This window comes from Brevundimonas sp. NPDC092305 (assembly GCF_044755415.1).
Lineage (GTDB): Bacteria > Pseudomonadota > Alphaproteobacteria > Caulobacterales > Caulobacteraceae > Brevundimonas.
The window spans coordinates 1295721-1317894 of record NZ_JBIVQY010000001.1; the positions used below are offsets into that span (position 1 = coordinate 1295721).

At 68.1% G+C, this 22174-nt stretch carries 21 protein-coding genes and 1 tRNA gene; 7 read left to right on the forward strand and 15 right to left on the reverse strand.

Annotation, left to right across the window (positions count from 1 at the left end):
* The first annotated feature begins 75 nt into the window (after positions 1-75).
* Positions 76-3384: an autotransporter outer membrane beta-barrel domain-containing protein gene (locus tag ACIQC9_RS06525; protein WP_400613646.1), complete on the forward strand. Its 3309-nt coding sequence runs from the start codon at positions 76-78 to the stop codon at positions 3382-3384.
* Positions 3385-3398: 14 nt separating this feature from the next.
* Positions 3399-3475, forward strand: a tRNA-Val gene (locus ACIQC9_RS06530).
* Between the two features lie 205 nt (positions 3476-3680).
* Here ACIQC9_RS06530 and ACIQC9_RS06535 read toward each other — a convergent pair.
* Positions 3681-5036, reverse strand: a complete 1356-nt coding sequence (locus ACIQC9_RS06535) for a class I SAM-dependent DNA methyltransferase (protein ID WP_400613648.1) — start codon at positions 5034-5036, stop codon at positions 3681-3683.
* Complete coding sequence (locus ACIQC9_RS06540; protein WP_400613650.1) at positions 5033-5566, reverse strand: hypothetical protein; 534 nt, start codon at positions 5564-5566, stop codon at positions 5033-5035. Before ACIQC9_RS06540 ends, ACIQC9_RS06535 begins: the two co-directional genes overlap by 4 nt.
* 530 nt (positions 5567-6096) lie before the next feature.
* Between ACIQC9_RS06540 and ACIQC9_RS06545 the strand changes: the two genes are divergently transcribed.
* Genes ACIQC9_RS06545 through ACIQC9_RS06560 form a run of 4 tightly spaced genes read left to right on the forward strand, consistent with a single transcriptional unit; the run spans position 6097 to position 8068 of the window.
* Positions 6097-6822, forward strand: coding sequence for a hypothetical protein (locus tag ACIQC9_RS06545; RefSeq protein ID WP_400613652.1), 726 nt, complete (start codon positions 6097-6099; stop codon positions 6820-6822).
* A gap of 55 nt (positions 6823-6877) precedes the next feature.
* Positions 6878-7111, forward strand: coding sequence for a hypothetical protein (locus tag ACIQC9_RS06550; protein WP_400613654.1), 234 nt, complete (start codon positions 6878-6880; stop codon positions 7109-7111).
* 2 nt (positions 7112-7113) lie between these two features.
* The gene (locus ACIQC9_RS06555) at positions 7114-7422 is read left to right on the forward strand and encodes an excalibur calcium-binding domain-containing protein (protein ID WP_400613655.1); all 309 of its coding nucleotides are present in this window, start codon (positions 7114-7116) and stop codon (positions 7420-7422) included.
* A gap of 10 nt (positions 7423-7432) precedes the next feature.
* Positions 7433-8068, forward strand: coding sequence for a DUF1353 domain-containing protein (locus ACIQC9_RS06560; protein ID WP_400613658.1), 636 nt, complete (start codon positions 7433-7435; stop codon positions 8066-8068).
* Between the two features lie 210 nt (positions 8069-8278).
* On the opposite strand, the gene ACIQC9_RS06565 is transcribed toward ACIQC9_RS06560, so the two are convergent.
* The 12 genes from ACIQC9_RS06565 to ACIQC9_RS06620 all read right to left on the reverse strand — a co-directional run bounded on the left by ACIQC9_RS06565 (position 8279) and on the right by ACIQC9_RS06620 (position 18461).
* Complete coding sequence (locus ACIQC9_RS06565; RefSeq protein WP_400613660.1) at positions 8279-8635, reverse strand: hypothetical protein; 357 nt, start codon at positions 8633-8635, stop codon at positions 8279-8281.
* A gap of 78 nt (positions 8636-8713) precedes the next feature.
* Positions 8714-9133: a helix-turn-helix transcriptional regulator gene (locus ACIQC9_RS06570; protein ID WP_400613661.1), complete on the reverse strand. Its 420-nt coding sequence runs from the start codon at positions 9131-9133 to the stop codon at positions 8714-8716.
* Between the two features lie 277 nt (positions 9134-9410).
* Positions 9411-10010, reverse strand: a complete 600-nt coding sequence (locus ACIQC9_RS06575; RefSeq protein ID WP_400613663.1) for a lytic transglycosylase domain-containing protein — start codon at positions 10008-10010, stop codon at positions 9411-9413.
* Positions 10004-10507, reverse strand: a complete 504-nt coding sequence (locus tag ACIQC9_RS06580; RefSeq protein ID WP_400613665.1) for a S26 family signal peptidase — start codon at positions 10505-10507, stop codon at positions 10004-10006. Before ACIQC9_RS06580 ends, ACIQC9_RS06575 begins: the two co-directional genes overlap by 7 nt.
* A complete protein-coding gene (locus ACIQC9_RS06585; protein ID WP_400613667.1) occupies positions 10504-11652 on the reverse strand; it encodes a TrbI/VirB10 family protein in 1149 nt (382 codons plus the stop codon). Before ACIQC9_RS06585 ends, ACIQC9_RS06580 begins: the two co-directional genes overlap by 4 nt.
* Complete coding sequence (gene trbG / locus ACIQC9_RS06590) at positions 11649-12662, reverse strand: P-type conjugative transfer protein TrbG (RefSeq protein ID WP_400613669.1); 1014 nt, start codon at positions 12660-12662, stop codon at positions 11649-11651. The genes ACIQC9_RS06585 and trbG overlap by 4 nt, the downstream gene beginning before the upstream one ends.
* On the reverse strand, positions 12641-13324 hold the full coding sequence (gene trbF, locus ACIQC9_RS06595) for a conjugal transfer protein TrbF (RefSeq protein ID WP_400613671.1): 684 nt from the start codon (positions 13322-13324) through the stop codon (positions 12641-12643). Before trbF ends, trbG begins: the two co-directional genes overlap by 22 nt.
* Positions 13325-14728 (reverse strand): P-type conjugative transfer protein TrbL, encoded by a 1404-nt coding sequence (gene trbL, locus ACIQC9_RS06600; RefSeq protein ID WP_400613673.1) that lies wholly within the window; start codon positions 14726-14728, stop codon positions 13325-13327. It abuts the gene before it with no gap.
* Positions 14729-14740: 12 nt separating this feature from the next.
* Entirely contained in the window at positions 14741-15361 is a 621-nt protein-coding gene (locus ACIQC9_RS06605; protein WP_400613675.1) for a conjugal transfer protein TrbJ, read from the reverse strand.
* Positions 15306-17864, reverse strand: coding sequence for a conjugal transfer protein TrbE (gene trbE, locus ACIQC9_RS06610; protein ID WP_400613677.1), 2559 nt, complete (start codon positions 17862-17864; stop codon positions 15306-15308). Before trbE ends, ACIQC9_RS06605 begins: the two co-directional genes overlap by 56 nt.
* Before the next feature lies 1 nt (position 17865).
* Positions 17866-18141 carry a VirB3 family type IV secretion system protein gene (locus tag ACIQC9_RS06615; RefSeq protein ID WP_400613679.1) on the reverse strand — a complete coding sequence of 92 codons (276 nt, stop codon included), beginning with the start codon at positions 18139-18141 and terminating at the stop codon, positions 17866-17868.
* Entirely contained in the window at positions 18141-18461 is a 321-nt protein-coding gene (locus tag ACIQC9_RS06620) for a TrbC/VirB2 family protein (RefSeq protein WP_400613681.1), read from the reverse strand. Before ACIQC9_RS06620 ends, ACIQC9_RS06615 begins: the two co-directional genes overlap by 1 nt.
* Before the next feature lie 466 nt (positions 18462-18927).
* Here ACIQC9_RS06620 and ACIQC9_RS06625 point away from each other — a divergent pair, with 466 nt between their 5' ends.
* A complete protein-coding gene (locus ACIQC9_RS06625) occupies positions 18928-21021 on the forward strand; it encodes a P-loop NTPase fold protein (protein ID WP_400613684.1) in 2094 nt (697 codons plus the stop codon).
* A gap of 336 nt (positions 21022-21357) precedes the next feature.
* Here ACIQC9_RS06625 and ACIQC9_RS06630 read toward each other — a convergent pair whose 3' ends face one another.
* Positions 21358-22167, reverse strand: a complete 810-nt coding sequence (locus ACIQC9_RS06630; RefSeq protein ID WP_400613687.1) for a BglII/BstYI family type II restriction endonuclease — start codon at positions 22165-22167, stop codon at positions 21358-21360.
* Between the last annotated feature and the right edge of the window lie 7 nt (positions 22168-22174).

Sequence of the window (22174 nt, forward strand, 5' to 3'; positions counted from 1 at the left end):
AGGCATGCCTTTATGGTCCCTGTTAGAGGACCGCTGGCGTCTCTGCGCGTATCGTCCACGGGGTTATCTTTCCGAATGCGTATTCTGCTCGCGACCGCTGTAGCGATCGCTCCCCTGATGGTCGCTTCCGGAGCCGCCGCCGAGGTCGTGATCTCGACCGCCCGCACGACACCGATCACGACGGCGAACGCGACCGGCACCGGTCCGGACACGATCCGCCTCGCCTCTGGCGGCGCGATCAACGTAACAAGCGGCGTCGCGCTGACGGTGAACTCAAGCCACTCCGTCGACCTCGACAGCGGTAGTGCGATCAGCATGGCGAACGCCGCCAACGGATCGACCGGCATCCTCGTCAACGGCGGCAATACCGCCAACGTCATCGTCGGCGGCGGAATCACGATCACGGACGACATCACCTCTTCGACCGATCTGGACGTCGACAATGATGGCGACGCGGACGGTCAATTCGCCAACGGCTCGGACCGCTACGGTGTCCGCATCGTCGGGCCCGGCGTGATGACGGGCAATCTGCTGACCGAGGCGACGGGCAGCATCAACGTACGCGGCAACAACTCGGCGGGCATCTCGCTTGAGACTGGTCTGGTCGGCAACATCCAGTCTCTGGGCGCCGTGACCGTGGTTGGCGACAATACCTACGGCATCCGGCTGAACGGCGACGTCACCGGCAATGTCGACCTGACCGGCGGCATCAGCGCCCGTGGCGCGAACGCGGTGGGCGTCGCCGTGGACGGCGACATCGGCGGCGGACTGAAGATTCACTCCAGCATCACCTCGACCGGCTATCGCTACACGACCCGCCCGGCCGATCGTCCGGACGGGTTCGTTGAGAACAAGGACAACGAAGAGGCGCTTCTGTTCGTTGACGAACTCGACGCTGACGATTTGCTGCAAGGCGGCCCGGCGCTGCGAGTCTCCGGCAATGTCGCGCGCGGACTGCTGCTCGACGCCGGTCCGACCTACGTGAACGGCCTTGAGGGCGATGACGACGGCGACAGCGTCAAGAACGGCGACGAGGACGACGACGGCGACGGCACCATCAACCGGAACGATTCAGATCGTGACGGCGACGGCATTCCGGACGCCTCCGAAGGCATCGCCAGCATCCAGAGCTTTGGCGGCGCGCCGGCGATCCAGATCGGTTCGACGACGGAATCGATCTCGCTCGGTGCGGTCGGGACGGGGAACTCCGCCTACGGCTTCATCAACCGCGGTCAGGTCGCAGGGACCGGCATCTATGACGGTGTCGCTGCTCAAGGTGTGACGATCGGCGGCATGGCGGGCCAGACGGTCACTATCGCCGGCGGCGTGCGCAACGAAGGCACGATCAGCGCCACCTCCCGCGCCGCAGATGCGACCGCGCTGCGTTTCGGCGCCGGCGGATCGACGCCGATTCTCTCCAACAGCGGCACCATCTCGGTCGCTACTGTGCTCGGCGTTGCGGCCAACTGGCCCACCGCGCTCCAGATCGATGCCGGCGCCAACCTGCCGCAACTGGATAACTCGGGCTTTATCACCGCCAACGCCACTGGCGGTCTGGCCAGCATTACGGCCATCCGTGACTCCAGCGGAACGCTCGCCACGCTCAACAACACTGGCTCCATCGTCGCCCTCCTTGGTGCTGACGCCGATGGGAAAATCAGCGGCACAGCCACTGCGATCGATGTCAGCGCCAACACAACCGGCTTCAGCCTGGTTCAAACCGGTGTGGCTTCGACGCCTACGAGCGGCAACCCGGATTCCGACGGCGACGGTGTGCCGGACGCCAGCGAGCCGCGCATCTTCGGTGATGTGAACCTGGGTTCGGGCGCGGATACGCTCGATATCCGCAACGGCGTCATCATCGGCAACATGTCCTTCGGCGCCGGAGCCGACCGTCTGCTGATCAGCGGCGGAGCCAGCGTCGCCGGCGCGATCACCGACTCCGATGGCCTGCTGGACATCAACGTGTCCAACGGCTCCCTGCTGGCCCAGCAGACCACGGCGACGACGATCTCCAGTCTGAACGTCGGGGCGGACGGCAATCTGCTGGTCAACATCGACCCGACGGCCGGAACGGTCGGCGGCTTCAACGTGACCGGTAACGCGACTTTCGCGAACGGCGCAGGTCTCGGCGTTCGCTTCAACTCGCTGCTTCAGACCGCCGGCCGCTTCACGCTGGTCGACGCCGGGACGCTGAACTTCGGCACGATCGATCTGGACCAGATCCAGAACAACTCGCCCTATCTCTACGTCGTGACGGCGGGCGCCGATCAGGCGAACGCCCTCGTCTATGCCGACGTGCGTCGCCGCACCGCGGCCGAAGCGGACCTGATCCCTGTTGAAGCCTCGATGTTCGACGCCTTCTACGGCGCGATCGGCGCTACGGACGCCACGGACATTCGCAACGTCTTCCTGTCCCAGACGAACCGCGACGACTTCATCAACCTGTACGAACAGCTCCTGCCCGACCACTCCGGCGGCCCGCTGCTGTCGCTGGCGTCGGGTGTGGACGCGGTCACGCGCGCGCTTACGGGCCGTAACGCCTCGGCCGCGCCGGGCGAGACCAGCGCCTGGGTGCAGGAAATCAATTTCTACGCCGACAAGGACAAGACCGACACCTATGGCTTCCGCTCGGAAGGTTTCGGCGTAGCGGGCGGCGTCGAGCGCGGCACCGGCCTTGGAGCCGTCGGCCTGTCGGTCGCCTTCACCTCGTCGGACCTTGAAGACCCCGAAGCCGAGGCTGAGGAAGTCCTGTCCGCCAACCTGCTGGAGCTGGGCCTTTACTGGCGCGCCCAAGGCCAGCACTGGACGACGTGGGCGCGGGCGGCGGCGGGTTACGCCACGTTCGAATCCGAGCGCCGGTTTGTGGGCGGCGGCCTGAACCTGTCGAACGAATCCAGCTGGAACGGCTTTACTCTCGCTGCGGCGGCGGGGGCCTCTTACGAGCGCACCTTCGGCCGGTTCAGCATCCGCCCCGAGATCTACACCGAGTATTTCGGCCTGAGCGAAGACGGCCATATCGAGGAAGGCGGCGGGGACGGCTTCGATCTGGAGATCGACGACCGCGAAGGCCACCTGTTCTCGGCCACGGCGGCGATCAACTTCGGCATGGCCATGGGTCAGGACAGCTGGCTGAAACCCGAGCTTCGGGTCGGCTGGCGTCAGAACATCTCGGTCGATCCGGGCGAGACGATCGCGCGCTTCCGTTCGGGCGGCGGCGACTTCGTGCTCGCGGGCGACACCATCGAGGGCGGCGGACCGCTGGTCGGCTTCCGTCTGAACGTGGGCAACGAGCTGGGCATGCTGTCGGTCAGCGCGGACGCCGAGATGATCGACGACTACGTCCGGTATATGCTGTTCCTGCGGGCCAGCTTCCGGTTCTAGAATACGGCGCGGATGGGCGGCTAGCTCAGCTGGTCAGAGCACCTCGTTTACACCGAGGGGGTCGGGGGTTCGAACCCCTCGCCGCCCACCAACTTTTCCTCATTAAGATCAATAAGTTGTCTTCTTGTATTGATCCGTACCGGGATGGATTATTTATTACCGGCGAGTTGGTGGGGCGCTAGTGGGACAATCACGCCGCCTTCGTCGGCCTGGTCTGGCCTGATGCGTGCTGAAACCGCCTGAACGAATTTCTGCCGACAGCGTCCTTCCGCCGGGCTCTGGCGGGCTGCGGGTGATCAAGGTGCGCGTAGCTTAAACAAAACCATGAGCTCATCGAGCTCGGACCGCGCGCTAGCCGCCAGCGCTTCAGCTTCCAAGGCCTTCCGGTAGAGGTCGGAGGGCGCTGGCCAATCCATTTCCGGCGATGTGATCCAGGCTTTGGGCTGCACCTCTCCGCCCTGCCTCACGACATCTTCAGACGGAACGATCGCCGCTCGCATCGGATCGCCTGGGTCCCGATACAGGCTGACCAGACCTTCAACCTGTTCGGTCGTCAGCCTCTGCGTCGCCCTCTTGCCGCTTTCGATGAGATAGCTGGCGTCAACAAAGGTCACTTTCTCCCGTTTCGAATCCGAGCCTCGCACGATGACGAGGGCAGCCGGGATATCCGTTCCGGGGATGACCCCTGAGGGCAGGGAAATCACGCCTTCCAGACGCCCTGCTTCTACGAGCTCAGACCAGTACGCCGCCTCTGATTTGCGAGCGAGAAAGCCGAGAGGTAGCAGAATGACGGCGCGCCCCTCCGGGTTGAGACTCTCGAGGCAGAGCTGCAGGAACCAGGCCTCGCTCCGACGCGAGCGAACGTGCTGAAACTGATGCCGAAGCTGGAGGTCATACCCCGGCGCCACGGCCAGCCCATAGGGCGGGTCGCAGATCACACGATCGAATGTCGCCGACCGGCCCGGCCAGCGGGCCGGCGCACGGATCGCGTCGCCTAGCTGGAGACAGGCGCCCTGCCTCAGGAGAAACAGCCGCAGGGTCGCGATGGCGAGACCGAGCGCGCTGATCTCCTGACCGAAAAGATCGGCGGATCGCTGCAACTGCGCCGCTTCGCGGAGGGTCTCGCCCGCGCCGCACGCCGGATCCAGCACCGACATCCCTGGCTGGATCTCGGCAAGCTCCACCATCAGTCGCGCCAGGTTTTTTGGCGTCTGGATGTCGCCGGTCTGACGACCGGCGCTGCTACCCAGCGAGATGACCGCGTCGTACCACGCCTCGAACCGGTCTCGCGCCGGAGCGTATTGCTCGACGACCATGCCCGCCAAGGCGACGAGCTGGGGCAGCGTTCCGCCCGCCTGAAGGATATCCGGCGTAAGCGTATGAGAGAAGATATTTCGGAGCGCTGCATGGTCGCGTTCGACCTCCCGGCTCAGCGCGTACAGATGATCGGCCAAGCTCTCGTGATCGCCGTAGTGCACGGCAGCGTTGCGCACGTCTGACCATCGTGGTGAGGGCTTCCCGTCCGTTGCCGAGAGGACGCCAAGAGCCGCTAGATTGGCGACATGCCGGCCCGCCGCCAGCCGATCGAGACCCCTGAGCTTGTCGGCAAGGCCAAACACCGACGCCTGGATATCAAATGGCGGCGACGTCATGCCGGATCATCCAGCGGCGTCAGGTTCTGGACAACGAGATCAAGCGCCAGGGTCAGACGCGCCTGCGCGGCCTCGAGCATGGCGTCATGGTACCGGTAGGCGGCCGCGATCATGCGAGACATCCCGGCGACGGTCTCGTCGTCCGGTAGATCGAGCGGCAGGGCCCGAAGCGTGTCCAGGCTGAAGCCCGGAACTGTGGACCCCGAAAAGCCGGCCAGAAGCGCCGCGACGGTGCGGGGATGACGTAGATAGGCTGTCAGCACGGGTGCAGCCGACTTCGACCATGGGCGTACCACGACCGTGTTCACGCCCGCGACCGCGCCCTTGTGGCCCTCCTCTACGACCGCCGACCGCACCGCTCCCCGGGACGACAGGATTATATCTCCGGCGGCGACCATCTGGCCGCGCGCATCCTCCGCGTTCAGGCCGCGCCCGATCTCAAGCGCGTCTGGCGGGCTGAGGACGGCGCCGATGTCACGAACGCCGATGACTCTGAGATCATCATCGCCCGCGCGGATTCGTGAGGTCATGCGGCCTGCGAAAATACGTTCGCAAGCGTCGCCAAGGGTCGCCCGTCTGTCCATTTTGAATTTGTAGGGTGCAAACGCTTGCCACGCAAGACCGAGGCCGTTAACTGTGCAGGGCTTCACCGCGTTTTCACCCTACAACATCGAGACTATGATGGACCTCACTGATTTCACCGTCGCCGTCGGGGCCCTCGCCGGCCTGATCAGCGCCTGCGCCGCGTTGATCTGGGCGATCCGCCGCCGGCCCTGACGCGATCCGGTCGCCGTGCAGGCCGTGTCACGATCTGCGACACGGGCGCGAAGCTCTTCGCAGGCTGCATTCCCAGCTCGCAGAGAGTCTGCACGCGACGGGCGCCCGCCACCGGGCTTCGGACCTCACGGCGCCGCGGGCGGCCTCCGGGGCCCGGAAGCTCGATGTCGACCATGAGGTATTCGTCTCGCCAACAGACTCAACCAGAGGTCTGGACTCTCGTCGCGGTTATGATAACGACGAAATCGGGCCTCCGCGCGGTTGTGGAGGATTGGGGCTATCCATGTTCAGACAGATGACTGCGGCCGTATGTTCGGCCGCCATGCTCGGCGCGTGCGCCACCACCGACACCGCAACCCCGCGTCCGGGGCCTGGCCAGAGCGTCCGTTACGTCCAGGGCGTCGCCTCGACGTTGGCCGAGGGTTCGAGCGCCTCAGTCCAGGTCACGCCGCACGGTCTCGGGGACAAGGACCGTCTCGTCTATTCGGTCGCCGTCTACAATCGCAGCGAAGCCGCCTTCAACTTCGGCGTCGAGAACGTTTCCGTGGAAGCTGGCGGCGCGCCGGTCCGCGTATTCACCTACGCCGAGCTGGAGCGGATGGCCAAGAACGACGCCACGACCGCCCTCGTCTTGACGGCGATCGCCGGCGGGGTCGCGGCGGCGGCCGCAGCCTCGGGCCCGACATACCGGAGGACGACGACCACGCCCTACGGGACCTATACCACCACGGCGACAAATTACGCGGCGCAGGCCGTCGCGGCCTCCGTCGCCAGCGCGTCCACGGCCGCGCAGATGAACAACATCAGCGCTAATCTCGACAACACGCTGATCAGCCTCGGCGGATCGGTGCTGCAGACCACGACGATCGACCCGGACGCCTCGTACGGCGGACAGGTGATCGCCGACCGCGTGGCGGTGCCCGACAGCGGCGTTCTCCCGACCCGATTCCTCGTCGAGGTGAATGGCGAGCGTTTCGACTTCGCCTTCGATATCTCGAAAACCCGGTAACACCTGACCGGCCGGTCCGCCCGGATCGGCCCCCGCAGTCGCCAGTGGAGCGCCCATGGTCGGAATGCTGCAGATCCTGACGTACATGTTCGCCTTCTACCTCGTCGTGAAGGCGCTGGAGTTCGTCCAGAGAGCGATCACAGCCCCGAAGGAGAGCCGCCGCAGCGCCGGAGGTCTCGCCGTCCTCGTCTTCATCGCGTGTCTCGGGGCCGCGGTCCTTTCAATCACAGCGCAGGACGAGCAGGCCTTGGGCATTTCGACATCCGCCTCATCCTACAGCCCGTTCTGAACATGCCTCGCCTCGCCACGTTCGCCGCAGCCCTCGCTGTTCTGGCCGTGCCTGCCCTGACCGCTGCTCACCCGGGTGGTCTGGACAAGAACGGCTGTCACAACGACCGGAAAAACGGCGGCTACCATTGCCACAGGGCCGACCGGGCCGGCGGCTCACGCCCGCAGCCGCTGCTGACCCGGCCGCGATCCGAAGCCTTCGCCAACTGCAGCGAGGCGCGCGCCGCCGGTGCGGCGCCCGTTCGCCGCGGAGATCCCGGTTACGGCCCCCATCTTGATCGGGACCGTGACGGCGTCGGCTGCGAACGGTAGGGCGGGCGCCTTGACGCGGCTCCTGACCCTGGCCTCGATGGCGCTGCTCGTCCTCCTGACGGGATGCAGCCCGCACTACGTCTCCGCCGCCATGGAGGTCGGCGAGCCGGGTCTGGTCCAGATCCTGCTCCGGGATCAACGGATCGGCGGGAACCGGGCGTCCGTTCTCGCCGCCGATCTGCTGTACTGCTATCCACCCACCGGCGAGGTTATCATCGTGCCAGCAGGTTATGTCACGGATTTCGCTTCGGTGCCGGACGGGCTCGGTCGGGTTCTCGAACAATACGGCGACAGCATCGAGGCCGCCATCGTTCACGACTGGCTCTATGCCGTTGGCGAGCCGGGCCGAAAGGCCTGGGCGGATGACCTCTTCCGCTACGCCCTGGCCGAGCAGGGCGTAACGGCCACGGATCGCTGGACCAAATGGATCGGCGTAACGGTCGGCGGCGGCCGGTCCTACGGCAACGCCTCCGAATGGGACGAGCGGTTCTGGTCGAAGGACGGCGCCGGCCCCGTGAGCCCACCCTTCGCCAAGCCGCGCTCAGCGGTAGTCGCCCGGGTCAACCGGTGCAACGAGATCACCGCCCGACGGGAAGCGAGGACCTTTATCGACAAGCACGGATCCCACACTTGGCCGCGCGCCTGATCCACTAAATCACGGGATTGCCGGGCTCGTGCCCAGCACCGGCGTCAAGCGCGAGCGTCGCTGCGCTCAGGGATGTTTCAAAAGGAACCCTGTCGATGGATTCCTCTTTCCTAGGAGCCTTACGAGCCGGGGGGCTCGGTTCGCCGAGCGCCTTTTCGGATTCGGCGCTCGCCCCGCCTCGCTCCAACAGAGACCGAGGCGGGGCTCTCGTCACGGCGTCACGATGTCAGCCGGGCAAACCGACGTGGGCGCCGCGGATTCCTTCGCCAATTCGGCGCTCCAGCCGTCTGTCGACGGTGTCTCACGGTCCCTGATCGCGGGCGTCTCCACCAAAAGCGGCTCGTCGTTGTCCCGCGTCGGTGCAAGGACGAGGAAGCGGGCGGCGACGGCCCCGCCTCTCAGGCGCAGTTCCAGCCGGACCGACCTGCTCTCATGGGCCATCTTCAGCGCGAGGTCCCGGCCCGCCCGCTCCGCCGCCCGGCCGCTGCGGAAGACCATGGGATTGTCGACACCCTCGACGTTGACGGTCCAGCCGCCCTGAACCGGTTCCACGACTACTGTGCACATCCTTCCCTGCCCTCATTCCCGGCTATGACGCGGGTTCATTTGGGTCGACGTCGGATCGCGTCAAGCCGCCGGCCGCTCCTAAAACCCGAAATCGATCTGGTTCGGGGGCGCCGCGGACTTGCGCCCGCGACGGCGCGACTGCGGCGGCGTAGACGGCGGCTGCGGCGGCGGCTCGATCTGCGGCGCCTGCGGCTCCGCCCGGTCCGGACGGCGGGAGCGGCCTGTCACAATCAGCCGCGGCGCACGCGGCGGTTTAAAGGGCTTGGGCCGAATGTGGGGTGCGATGTTCCGGCTGGCCTTCCACGCATTGAGCTCGCTCTCCCACCAAGCCACCCGGTTCGGAGAGATCGGCACCGGACGGGGGAAGTCGCCGGTCTGCTGCATACGCCAGGCCGTCGTCCGGCTGATACCGGCGATGTCCCGAACCGCGCTCCATTGCAGAAGCCGATCGTCCCGTCCGCCGGACTCAATCGGCTCGCCCGCGATCTGCCAGCTCATGGCCGAGCCCTCTGCCCGCCGCCCATCCGGCTCGGCCGGGCCGCCGGGGGCGCGCCGGTCCGAACCTCGCTGATCTGGGCCCGCCCCCAAGCCTCCAGGAGATGGCGGGGATAGAAGGGTCGGGAGCGGATATGACGACAGGGCGGTCCGCTGGACCCGGCGGACCACAGCCGTGCGAGCGTGGCCGGCTTCAGCCTCACGCCCAGCCCACACAGAAAGGCCGACGCCTCTGCGCGGGTGAGCAGGACCTCACCCTCGTCGATCGCCGTCGCCTCGATCACAGCCGCGCCTCCGCAGGACGGCACTGGCGGGAGTTCGTCACAGCCCTCCCGGCGGTCAGAGCCAAGTAACATTCTATAACCGCATCAACATATTGGCGGGTTTCCTGAATGTCGGGTATCCGCCCAAGTCGGGCGACGCGGCCCGGCCCCGCGTTGTAGGCCGCCAGGGCCAGCCTCAGATCGCCGAACCGCCGGAGCTGCCGGGCGAGGTAGTCGGCCCCTCCCCTCAAGTTCTGGTCGGGATCGAACCGGTCCCGCACCCCAAGGTCCAGCGCCGTCGCCGGCATCAGCTGGGTCAGACCCGCCGCACCGGCCGGCGACACCGCGTCGGTCCGGTAAGCGCTCTCGGTGGCGACGAGAGCGTGCAACAGCTTCGGATCCAGCCCGTGAGCCTCGGCCGCCTGATCGACGAGCCTCTGGTAGGGCTGCGACAGAGGCTCCAGTCGCGCCGGTTCAGTCGGCGCATCCACCACCGCCTCGGCAAGCGGTTCCTTCGCCCCGAACAGGTCTCCGCCCGCCCGTCGCCAGTCCACCTCCTGGGCCGACGCCGGTCCGCCGGCGCACAGGACCAGCGCGATCATGCCAGATTTCACCATGTCACAACCTCCCGATAAACGCCGGCGACGTTCCGGCGGGACACTGGCCCGAAATAGCGACTGTCGTAGCTGCCCGGCGTGTCGCCGAGCAGGAACAGCTCGTCCCTCACCAGCACGCGGCAGCCCCGCCACGCCGGCAGCCCCACCCCTCGTCGGTCGCGGATCCGCGCCATCACCCGGCGTCGCGGCGTCTCGACGAGACCGTCCCGGACACAGACCGACTCGCCGCCCACGGCCGCCACCCGTTTGAGCAGCAGGTTGTTCGCCGGCATTCCGAGGCTTTCCAGATAGGGACGCGTCGACGGCGGCTGCGGGATCGCCACGATGGATCCGGGCTCGACCTGTCCGCCCGGGACCCGGGCATAGGCGCCTCTGGGCAGGCTCGGGCTTTCGTTGATCAGCGCGGCCGGCGGGATTTTGTCCGACGCCGAGGCCGCGCCTGTGAGCAGCGCCGCTCCGGCCAGGGCCGCGACCGGCCAGTTCAGGGAAACGGTCATGACGCATAGGGCTCCAGGATAAGGTCGCGGGTGATCAGCACATTGACCGGCGCGCCGGGGCGCAAGCGGATGGAGGGCCTCACCTCCAGCTCCCGGTCGACCAGACGGCCGCCGATCCGCGAGCCTTCGATGGCCGCCGCATCCCCGACGTCGCCCAGCAGCGAGCCCGACCCGGCCCGGTCGTTATCCCGCGCGATCTGGCCGAGCGTCGTGACCGCGCCGGACAGGACGACCGCGCCGAGCATCTGCAGCAACCGGCGGTCCACCTGCCCGCGCACCCCGACCGCGCCCTGCGCATCCACGCCGGCTTCCGAAAGCTGCAGGCTGCGGCCGTTGGGCAGGATCAACCGCTCCCAGGTCACGAAGGCCCGCCGTTCGCCATAGACGCCGTCGCCGCCGGAGACCCCGATCAACCGCGTTCCCTGCGGAAGGAGCAGATGACGCCCGGTCACGGTGTCGAAGACGTTCTGGGTGACCATGGCGACCACAGGCCCTTCCCGACTTGTGTCCACCGCCGTCAGCAAGGCCGCGGACACGATCGCCCCCGCCTTGAGCTCGAACGGCGAGACGGGACCGACCAGGGCGTGCGGATTGTAGACCCCGTCCGCGATCCCCGTCGCACGGCTCTGAGGCGCAGCAGCCGCCGGCGCCCGCGCCGGAGAGGCCGCGCCGGGGGAAGCCGCGAAGAACAGGCCAGAGGTCCGCGCGAGATCCCCCGGTCGCGGCCCGGCCGGCCTAACCGCATCGGTTCGGGTCGTCGGCTCGCGCCAGGCTGACGGCGCCTCCCGGGTCCAAGCAGTTCCGGCCTCCCCGGCGACCTCCGGCGCCTCCGTCATCCCCTTGGGCGGCGGCAGGCGATCATAGCTGGCGGGCTGGTCCGTCACCGTCTCCGCCGGGCGAACGGCGCCCCGCCCGGTCTCCGGCCGGCTCTCGGCCTTGCGTTCACGGGCCTCGGCCCGCAGTTCCGGCTGGACCACGAAGGCCCAGGCCAGTGATCCCGACAGCAGGACGGCGCCCCCGGCCACGATCGCCTTCACCACCCCGCCCCGGAGGCGCACGGCGGTCGGCCGCTCGGCCCGCCCCATCAGCGGCGGCGGCGCCTTGGGCGCGACGGGCGGTCCGGTTTCGGGGTCCACCGCGGTCATGACGCGCCTCCGAGACGCACGAGCCGGACCACCCGGGGCCTCCGGTCGCCGAGCCGCAGTTCCGCCCGATCGAAGACTCGATCCACGACGAAGAGGCCTCCCGCCTGGCGGTAGTTGACCATCTGGGCCTGGCCGTCGGCTCCGATGACGAACAGCACGGGCGCCTCCGCCGTCTGCAGATCCGGCGCGAAGGTGATGAAGGTGCGCAGGCCGTCGTTGAACACCGAGGTCGGGGTCCACGCCGGCCGGCGACGACCCGCCTCGATCCGGTAGCGCGCGTCCAGCTCGCCCTCCGGGAGGGCCACGAGCGTCGGGACCGCAGGCTGCGACGCCTGGGCGACGGGCGCGGCTCCTGGGGTCAGCGCCTCCTCGTCCCACGCCACGGCGGTGTTGAACGCGTCCGATGATCCGCTCCTGAGATCAATGAGATACACACGCCTGTTGGTCGTCAGCACGAGGTTGGTCTCGAGCCCCCGCTCCAGCGGTTTGAGCAGGACGTGGGTCCGCAACGACGCGCCCTCGCCGGACACCGCCTCCCCGATCTGCCAGCGGACCGTGTCGCCCGCCGCCTTGGCCACCAGCACCTCGCCGGCGCCCAGGCTCAGGGTCGTCACGCGCATGGGCGCGGCCCAGACCTCGAACACCCGGCCGGGCGACCAGGCGAACAGCTGCACCCCGCCGACGAAGTCGTCCTCGCGGGACGGAGCCCGCGCCGCCGCATTGGCCGCCGCGATCGCCCGCCGGCCGCTGAGGACCGGCGCGGTCGCCGCGTTGGGAGGCGGTATCGGCGTCGGCATGGCCGGCGCCCCGGGCGCCGGGCCCGGCCGGTACGGGATTTCCGTCGCCGACCGCTCGGGTTCAGGTTCGGGGTCGGCCGCCGGGGATGTCTCGATCCCGGTGCTCGCGATGACTGGTTCAGTGAGCTCGGCAGGACCGACCTTGTCCGGCGTGGTCGAACAGGCGGCGAGCGTCGCGCTCGCGGCCAGCATCAGGAAGCGTCGGGCGTCCATGAGATGTCCTCGATCTTCAGTCCAAGGGGGTTCTTCATCAGCTCGGCCTCGGTGCGGGGCGGCTGACGGGTGGTGGTGATCAGGGCGCGCCATCGCTCGGCGCCCGCCTGCTGGCCATTGACGAACCGGGTCTCGCGCCACTGCAGGTCGTAGGTCCGGTCGGACCGCCGCACGACGTTCAGCACCTCGACGTTGATCGCCTCCCGCCCGATCTCGCCGAACGGGTCGTGGGCCTGGGCCCAGGCGTTGAGGAAGCCGGCCGCCTTCGGCGTCGTCAGGTCGTAGGCCCGCAGCCAATTCTGGCGCAACACGATCGGATCGATCGACTTGGACCGGACGTCCCGGATCCACCCGGCCAGGGCGTGGCCCACCTGGGCCTGGGTGGGCTCATAGCGTCCGTCGAGCGCCGTGATCCTCTGGGTCTCGCCCCAGTCGGACACCTCGACCACGAAGGGTTTGACCACGGCCCGCTCGGCCTGAACCCACCAGCCCGCCCCCAGGAACCCGGCCAGCGCCAGATTGGCCAGGGCCATCCGCCGCCAGTTGCGGGCGTGGGCGAGCGACAGACCCATGCGGTCGTCCCAGACCTGGCCCGCCCTGTGGTAGGGCGTGGACTCCGGGGCCGAGGCGAGAACCCGGCGCGGTCTGAAGAAGGGATGCATTCAGCTCTCCTCGGTCTTGAGGTTCGGATTGAGGACGCCGCTGGTCTCGGACGAGGGCAGCAGACCCCGTCCCGCATTGGCGATGAAGAAGGCGCGCAGGACGGGCGACTGGCCGCCGGCGCCCGGAGCGCTCCCGGCGGTTCGCGACGCCGCGCGATGGAAGTCCCGGCGCGCAGCCTCCCGTTCGGCGGCGATCGTCGCGGCCGGCCGGCGCTGGGGCCCAAGCCCCGTCGTCATCTCCGGGGTTTCGCCGTCCGCGCTCCCGGGCCTGGCCGCTGGCGTGTCGGTCCATGCAACGGCGGGCTCAGCCAGGCTCGCGGAACCGGAGGCGCGGTTCGCCGGCGCGGCTCCCCCGCCCCCGCCACGCGGTGTCGGATTGTCGTTCGAGGGCGAAGGCGTGGATGGTCCCGGCCCACGGCCGCCCGCTGTCGGCGGCGTCATGAGAGGTCCGGGGGTCGTCGGGCGGCCCGACCCGGCGCCGGCCGCGGCTCTCGCCGGTCCGGCCAGCCGCGCCGCCGCGCCGCCCGCGGCCAGGAGTCCGGCCCCGGCGAGCGCACCGGCGCCGCCTACCGCCAGGGCGCCGGTCACGGCCGCGCCGGCGCCCAGCGCCGGGCCGCCCGTGACGAGGGCCGACGCCAGATTGGGAATGAACACCGCCAGCATGGCCAGCAGGAGCGCCGCCACCAGAATACTCAGCGCCTCGTAGATATCCGGATTGGCTGACGGCTGCAGCTGGTCGAAGATGGTCCGCGCGCCGGAGACCACGATCGCGAGGGCGAGCACCTTGAGCCCCGAGGAGACGACGTAGCCGAGCGGCCGTTCCGCCAGAAAGGCGGACTTGTTCCAGATTCCGAACGGCAGGAGCACGAAGCCGCCCAGGGTGACGATCTTGAACTCCAGCAGGGAGACGATGATCTGCAGCGCCAGGACCGCGAAGGCCAGCATGATGCCGATCATGGCCAGGCCGAGGATGAGGGCGTCGGTCAGATTGCCGATCACATCGAGCGGATCGTCGACGGGCGCCGGAGTCTCGCCGAGCGCCTTGACGATCTCCCAGCCCTGGGCGAGCACCGCGCCGGGGTTCAGGAACTCCTCCCGGCCGATCGACCCGCCGCCCGCCGTCAGCCCCAGTTCGATGAAGCCGGCGTAGAGGGTCTCGGAAAGCCGCTGCCAGTCGTTGATCAGCCAGGCGAAGGCGCCGATCAGCAGGATCTTCATGAAGCCGGACGCCAGCACCTCCCGGTTGGTCGACAGGGCCCACTGGATGCCGGTCAGCGCCACCACGAGCGCGATCATCAGGCCGAAGACGCCGTTGACCGGGCCCTGCAGGGCGTCGAAGCCCGCAGAGACGGTGTCCGAGAACACCACCATCAGCTCATTCGGCGTTTCGACCCCGACCGTCATGCCGATCCTCCCTCAGTCCCGCGCGTGGGAGAGCGGGTCGAACCGCGGCGCTGCGGGCGCGGACGCACGCCCGCGCCAGCGCTGACGCCGGCCGGCCTCTCCCGAGGCCTGCTGCGCGGCCTCCCGCGCGGCGGCGTCCGCCAGCAGACGCGACTGGGCGAGGGTGATGGTGCGCAGGGCCGCCAGATCCTCGGCGAGCACCGCCAGCAGCTGGTTGGTCGACTGGATCGCCGCCGTCTGGCCAGTCGCCGACTCGCTCGCAGACAGCGCGCCCGAGAGCCGCCGGTCCCGACCCTCTCCCAGCCGTTCCAGCTCGGCGGCGGCGCGGGCGACGTCCTCCGCCGTGCGGCGGGCGTGGACGGTCCGCGCCTGGCCCTGCTCGATCAACTCCAGAACATCGGCGCCCGACACGTCCTCGGGGTAGAGGCTGCGGAACTGCCGCTCCAGACCGCTGACCGTGGTCGCCGCGCCCCGCGCCGTTCGCGCCAGCTCGGCCATGTCCCTGAGGCTCTGGCTGGTCCCGCTCAGATGGCTGTAGGGCGAGGCCGCCAGGCTGCGCGCCTCATTGGCCAGGCTCTCAAGCTGGCGCGCCGCCTGTAGGGCGTTCTCGAGATGGTTTCTCGGATCGAACACCACCTGCTGGGCCGGTGCGGGCGTCGGGGCGCTCGCCAGACCCAGGATCAGCAGCCCGGCGGCGATGACCCGCAGGCTCCTGCTCCGCGGCGATCGCCGGAACGAAGGCGTCAAAGACGGGATCGACATTCTGCACTCCCTTGGCTTTGAGGAATTGACGGGCGAAGCCCCCGTCAGGCGTCGTCTCCAGGATGGCGTCGATGAGGGCCTGGTCCTCGGGAGACCCGGAGCCGCACAGGGCCAGGGCCACGCCGGTCAGACGCAGGTCGATGAGCCTGCGGCCCCGCGGCTGGCGCCAGTAGTAGGCGCGCTTGGGCGTGGCGAAGGCGATCAGCTCCAGCTGCCGCCGGTTGAGGCCGAAGATCCGGTAGAGATCCGCCGATCCCGGCTCCAGCGCCCGCGGATTGGGCAGGAAGACCTGGGTCGGGCAGCTCTCGATCAGGGTCGAGGCGATCGACGAGGAAACCACGTCGTCGAGGCTCTGGGTGGCGAACACCACCGCCACACGCTTCTTGCGCAGGGTCTTGAGCCACTCCCGGATCCGCGCCGCGAACCCCGTCTCGCCGAGGAACAACCAGGCCTCGTCCAGCACCAGCAGCGTCGGTCGCCCGTCGAACCCCAGCTCCAGCTCATGGAACAGGGCCGAGAGCACCGGCGCCACAGCCGAGGGCGCGGCCATCAGGCTTTCCAGTTCGAAGGTGTCGAAGCGAGACGGCTCAAGCGTCTCCGCCTCTCCGTCGAGCAGGGCGCCGTGCGGGCCCTTCAGCGTCAGCGGCTCGAGCGCGGCCGCCACCGCCCTGTGCTGCACCAGGGCGCAGAACAGGGTCAGGGTCCTCTGTTCGACCGGCGCCTCGGCCAGACCCGACAGGGCCGCCCAGATTTCTTCCCGCACGCGCGGTACCGGCTCCAGACCGGCCAGCCGCACGGCTTCGCAGAGCCATTCCGCCGCCCAGGCCCGCTCGGTCTCGCGGTCGATCCGCGCCAGAGGCTGCAGGGAGAAGCGCGCGCCCGGCTCCAGCGCCCGCCAGCGTCCGCCGACGGCGAGCGTCGCCGCCCGCGCCGAGCGTCCCTTGTCGAAGAAGACCACCCGCGCGTCGGGATAGCGGAACCACTGCAAGGCCAGGAAGGACAGCAGGGCGCTCTTGCCCGAACCCGTCGGCCCGACCACCATGGCGTGCCCTACATCGCCGACGTACAGCGCCATGCGGAACGGCGTCGAGCCCGTGGTCCGGGCCGTGGCCAAAGGCGGCCCACCCAGGCAGGCGTCCCCCGCCGGTCCGGCCCAGACCGCCGAGACCGGCAGGAGGTCGGCCAGGTTCAGCGTGGAGACCAGAGGCCGCCGAATATCGGCGTAGCCCTCGCCCGGCAGCGACCCGAGCCAGGCCTCGACCGCATTCAGATCCTCGACCCGCGCCACCAGCCCCTGGGCGTTCAGCGCGCCCTCGATCACCCTCGCCCTGGCCGCCGCCCCCGCCTCGGTCTTGTCCAGCACCGTGACGGTCATCGTCAGATAGCCGAAGGCGCAGGCCTCGGCCCCCAAGGCTGCCAACGCGCCGTCGCACTCCTCCGCCTTGGAGGCGGCGTCGGTGTCGATGAGGGGGACCTCCTCCCGGGTGACGGCCTCGCGCAGCAGGGCGCCGACCCCCTTGCGCTTGGCGAACCAGCGCTTGCGCAGCCTGACGATCTCCGTCTCGGCCTCGACCTTGTCGAGACCCAGCCAGCGCGCCGTCCAGCGGTACTCGAACGGCAAGGTCCCCAGCGCATCCAGCAGTCCCGGCCGCGTCGCCGACGGCAGGCCGCGGACCGAGACCACCTTGAGGAACTCGCCGCCCAGCCGCGGCTCCACCCCGCCGGTCAGGTCGTCGTCCGCCAGTAAGGCGTCGAGGAACATCGGCGTCTCCGGCGTCCGCACCGCGAAGGCCCGCGTCGAGATGCAGTCGTGCAGCCAGGTCAGCAGGGCGTCGTCGTCCAGGCGCTCGATCTCCGGCAGGGCGTCGGCGAGCAGGTCCTCGACCTTCCCCGCCTCCCGCCCGAAAGCCTGGAGCGACAGCGACCAGTCACGCGCGCCCGTCTCGCGTCCGTTGAACAGCCACCGTTCCATCCGGCGCGTATCGTCGGCGGGCGGCAGCCAGGTCAGGCTCAGGCGATAGTCCGTCTCGAACGCCGGATCCGCCGCCTCGAACCGCTCGCGCCGTTCGACGTCCAGCAGCCAGGCCGCCTCGAGATCGAACGCGCTCTCCGGATAGGGCGAGGCGGGTCGACGGCGCGCCTCCATGTGGACGCACCAGCCCGTCCCGAGCCGTTTCAGGGCGTTGTTCAGCCGCGCCCGCACGGCCATCAACTCGTCCTCGGTCGAGGACTCCAGATCCGGCCCGCGAAAGCGGAAGGCGGTCAGGAAGGACCCGTCCTTGTTGAGCACCACGCCCGGCGCCACCAGGGCCGCCCAGGGCAGGTGGTCCGCCAGACACGACGGCGTCCTCCGGTATTCGTCGAGAAAACGCATCTCAGGCGTCCAGATGCCCGGGCAGCGCCAGATGACGCCGCAGCACGTCGAAGAAGCGCCGGTCCGACCGCGCCGCCCACAGGCCGATCGCATGGGCGACCGCCCACCACAGAAGCCCCAGCCACCAAATCCGCAGCGCCAGGCCCAGCACCACGGCGATCGTCCCCATGGCGATCGCATAGTCCCGCGGCATGCCCGCCATCAGGACCGGCTCCGCCAAAGCCTGGGCGACCGGCAGGTCGTAGCCCTCCCGACGTTCCATCGCGGAGTCAGTCATCAGGCGATCTCCGCCCCGCCGGCGAAGCCAAAGAAGTCCAGGAAGAAGGTCGAGGCGGCGAAGGCGATCGACAGGCCGAACATGATGCCCAGCCCGCGCCGCATGGACGAGCCGTTCTCGCTCATGGCGATCCCCGCCCCGAACAGAACGACCGCCACCACGGCCGCGGCTTGGACCACCGGCCCGGTGATGGATTCCACCACCTGCTGGAGCGGCCCTTCCCAGGGCATGCCCGACCCGCCGGCCAGAACCGGCCCGGCCAGCATCAGGCCGCACGTCATCGTCGCGCCGAACAGGCGGCGCCCAAGTCTCGCTTGCATCTGAAACCCCTCGTTTCAGCGCGGTCCGCCGCGCTTCGACTCATTGCAAGCGCATCCATCCACAGAATGTCAACAGCTTATGGCTAATAAATTTTTGAGAGTTACTGATGACTTTTGTAAGTGTCACTACGACTTCTAAAGGCGGACTTTGCCGCACCAAGAATACAACTCGTTTTGACCCTTGAACGACTTGCGGCAACTCTTTGCTATCCCCGCGAGAGACGCCTTCCGACAAAGTCGCCACAATGCGTACCAATAGGCGCGAAGCGAGCCGGTCGACCCGCCCTCACCTCGCCATCTTCGACCTGATGAGCCTCTTTTTCACATCAGTGCGCTGATTGACCCCGCGAGGCTCTTCGATGTGGCCGCCGCGGCCCGGAACCCAGCGTCGAAACGTCCCTTCTGTCAGCTTGACAGTGCGGACGAACGACGGCGAGTTGCAGCCATTCACGGTTGAAGAGGCGTCATGGATATCCCCCTCGGACAGGTCGAGCGCCCTATCGAGACCGCGGCGGAAGACCGTCTTGAGCGGCGCGGCTTTGTCGGACGCGTAGCAGACGCGCTTGTAGCCCCGGCGACACAGCGCGCCACAGGCGTGGTTATCGGGATCACCGGTTCATGGGGAAGCGGCAAATCCTCCATCCTGAATTTGGTGGAGTCCGAGCTGCGTCGCCGTCAGGCGAATACCGTCGTCGTCCGTTTCGATCCGTGGCTGATCTCGGGTCGTGACGATCTCATCGCCGCCTTCCTCCACGAACTCGCGGCCGCCTTCAATCTGAAGAAGTCCGGATCGGACGCCCTCAGCGAGGTGGCCAGCGCGATCGACGGTTACGCCGGGCATCTTGCTCCGGCCGTGGACCTGGTCTTGCCCGGCTGGGGCAAGCTCTTGAAGGGCGCCGCGTCGGGCGCGGCCCGTCTGACCCGAAAGGACGGCTCTCTCGCCGCTGCGCGCAAGGCGGTCGTCACGGCCATGGAGAAGGTCAAGGCGCCCGTTGTGGTTCTCATCGATGAGCTGGATCGCGTCGAGGACGGCGAGGTTCGAACCATGGCCCAGTTGATCCGGTCGGTCGCAGACTTCCCGAATATCTCCTACCTTCTGGCCTATGACGCGCAGCGGGTGGCCGAAGCGCTCGCCGGCGCGCCAAACGATCCTCACGGACGCGGTCGATCCTACCTTGAGAAGATCGTCCAACTGCCGATCCCCCTGCCCATCCTTCTGCCAGCCGAGCTTGTTCAGCTGATCCGCATCGAGATCACCAGGGTCCACCAGCTTCTGGGCGTCAAGACCGAGGACCTGCGCCCCGGCGATCATGATCGGATCATCGAGGTGATCGTGCCGGACCTGGCCTCGACCCCGCGAGACATCAAACGGATGGTCGGGGCCTATCACGCCCTCGCGGGCATGCTGCTGCAAGAGGTCGATCTCGCCGATGTGCTCGGCCTGGCCGCCTTGACCGTAAAGACGCCCCGCACTGTCGAGCTGATCCGGCGAAATCCCGAGGGCTATGTGGTCGATCCGCTGAGCTTCGGGGAGAACGCCCGACGGGCGCAACGACAACCGGCGGCGGCGACGAGCATGGCCGAAGGCGATGAGGCCGCGCAGCGCCTTCTGGTCAGACTGTTCCCCGCGCTCAGCGGTCAGGTCTCGACCGATGATCTGCCCTCCGACGCCGTCGGCCTTCGTCGAAACCTGCTGACGGCGCTTCGCCTCGGGGCCCTTCCCGGAGAAAGCGATCGCGAGTCGGCGGAGACCCTGCTCACCCTCCCAGCCGAGGCTGTGCAGGCTCATTTTCAAAAGGCGATCAGCGACGACGCGGTCGGCCCGCTAATGGATCGGCTCGACGCCCTCTATCCGGCCCGCGCCGGTGAGAACGACCTCGGCTTCTGGACCGGCGTTTCCCGGTTCCTCGACGAAGACGGCCCCACTGAGGATATCCATTTCGGACTCAAGCGCGATCTCGCCGACGCCCTGTCGAGGATGCTGCTGAACGCCGTCCGGCGTCGGCCCGATCTGAGGAACAAGGCGCTGACCATTCATCAAACGCTGCGGCGCGCCGGTGACCGTTCCCTGACGGCGCGCTGGCTCCACCAGCAATTGTTTGTCCATGGGGCCTTGGGGGCCAGACATGACGGCGGCGCCGGCTGGTTCGTAGATGCGACCCAGATCGAGAACGAGGTGCGCCAGGCGACCCAGTCGTGGGCCCGCGCCCTGGATGAGGGTGTATTGCTGGGAGCGATCGCCGACCAGTATCCGCTGCTTCTCATGCTGAGGGCGGACTGGACGACCGCAATGCGGAGCGCCCTGGTGAACCAGGGCGGGGCGCATATCGATCGCCTCGCCCGGATATTCTATGGCGGCTCGACCTTCAGCGAGCCGGAAACCGTGGACGCCCTGGTTGGATGGGTCCGGTTCATGGATTGGATCGAGGTGAGAATGCGAGATTCGCGTATTCCGGACGATGTTCGCGAGGCCTTCCACAAGGCCCGCGAGGCCGGCCGGACCTACGAGGTCGTGCCGGAAGCGCGGATGAAGGTCAATCTCGGGCCGCGCAGGCTCTAAGATGGCGGTCGACGCGTTTTCCACGGCTTCGCGCCCGTCCCGTCGGCGCTCTACAAATATCGGTCGCGCCCTGTTGGGTCCCGAACCTCGTGAAGGTTGGCCTTCTCTCGGAGACGCCCTTCAATCCTGGTGGCCCGCCGACGACGCCCAAGCTCTAACAGAAGCTGTCTTCAGCCGCTTCGATATCGATCGCTTCGGCGACCGGCTGCTGCCCAACCCTCCGCCTGGCTTCGTCGACGATCTGATCACGAAAGGTGAAGCCCGAGTGAGACGCTGGTCCGCAAACGAGGCGAGTTGATACGGAGTTCGCCCAGCCAAGCCCGCCTGGGCGGAGGCTCAGACCTCGTCGTCCTCTTCGGCGGCCGCTTGGGCGGCCACGACCTCGGCCAGGGCCGCCTTGCCCTCGTGGAAGGTGACGATGGTGTTGGGCAGTCCGATCAGCACCATCGGACAGGGATTGCCCACGCCCCGCTGCATCCGGTCCTCGAGCTTGCGCCAATGCGTCGTGGCCTCGCCGAACTTGTCGGAGACGAATTGCGCCGTGAACGCTTCGCGGAACGTCAGCGGGTTCCTCTTGCGAGTCACCCGCTTCATGATCGCCTTCTTCTGACGCGAGGTCGGCTCGTAGCCCCACTCCTCCATATCCGCGAAGGCCTCGATCTCGCGCTCGTCGAGAAAGCGCCGGACCAGACCCCGCATGCCCTCATGCAAGGACCTGCCCCGGGTCACCACGACGCCGATCGAGATCGCCCCGTCAGCGTGCAGCCGTTTGAAGTTCTCGAGATCGCGATCAAAGAACGGGTCCTTGTTGTTCCATTCAATCTCAAGCGCCACCCGTTCACCGCCCTCCATCTGACGGACATGATCGACGATGTGGGACTGGCTCTCGCGGCGTACTCCGTTGACGATGCGCTCGACGACGAATTCGGTCTTGGGCCAGCCCAAAGCATTCAGGGCGTTGCGCAGACGCTGGGTGCCCTTCGCCTCGCCGCCCCCGCCAGCGATGATCTCCTCAATGGGAATAGTCGCCGCGAGCAGCGCCTGCTCAAGCTCTTCACCCGCACCGGGAAAGTCGGCGGCGAGGATGGCGCGGGCATGGGAGTGGAACTCCACCTGATAGCCCCGCTGGATCAACGCCTCGAACATCGCTCAC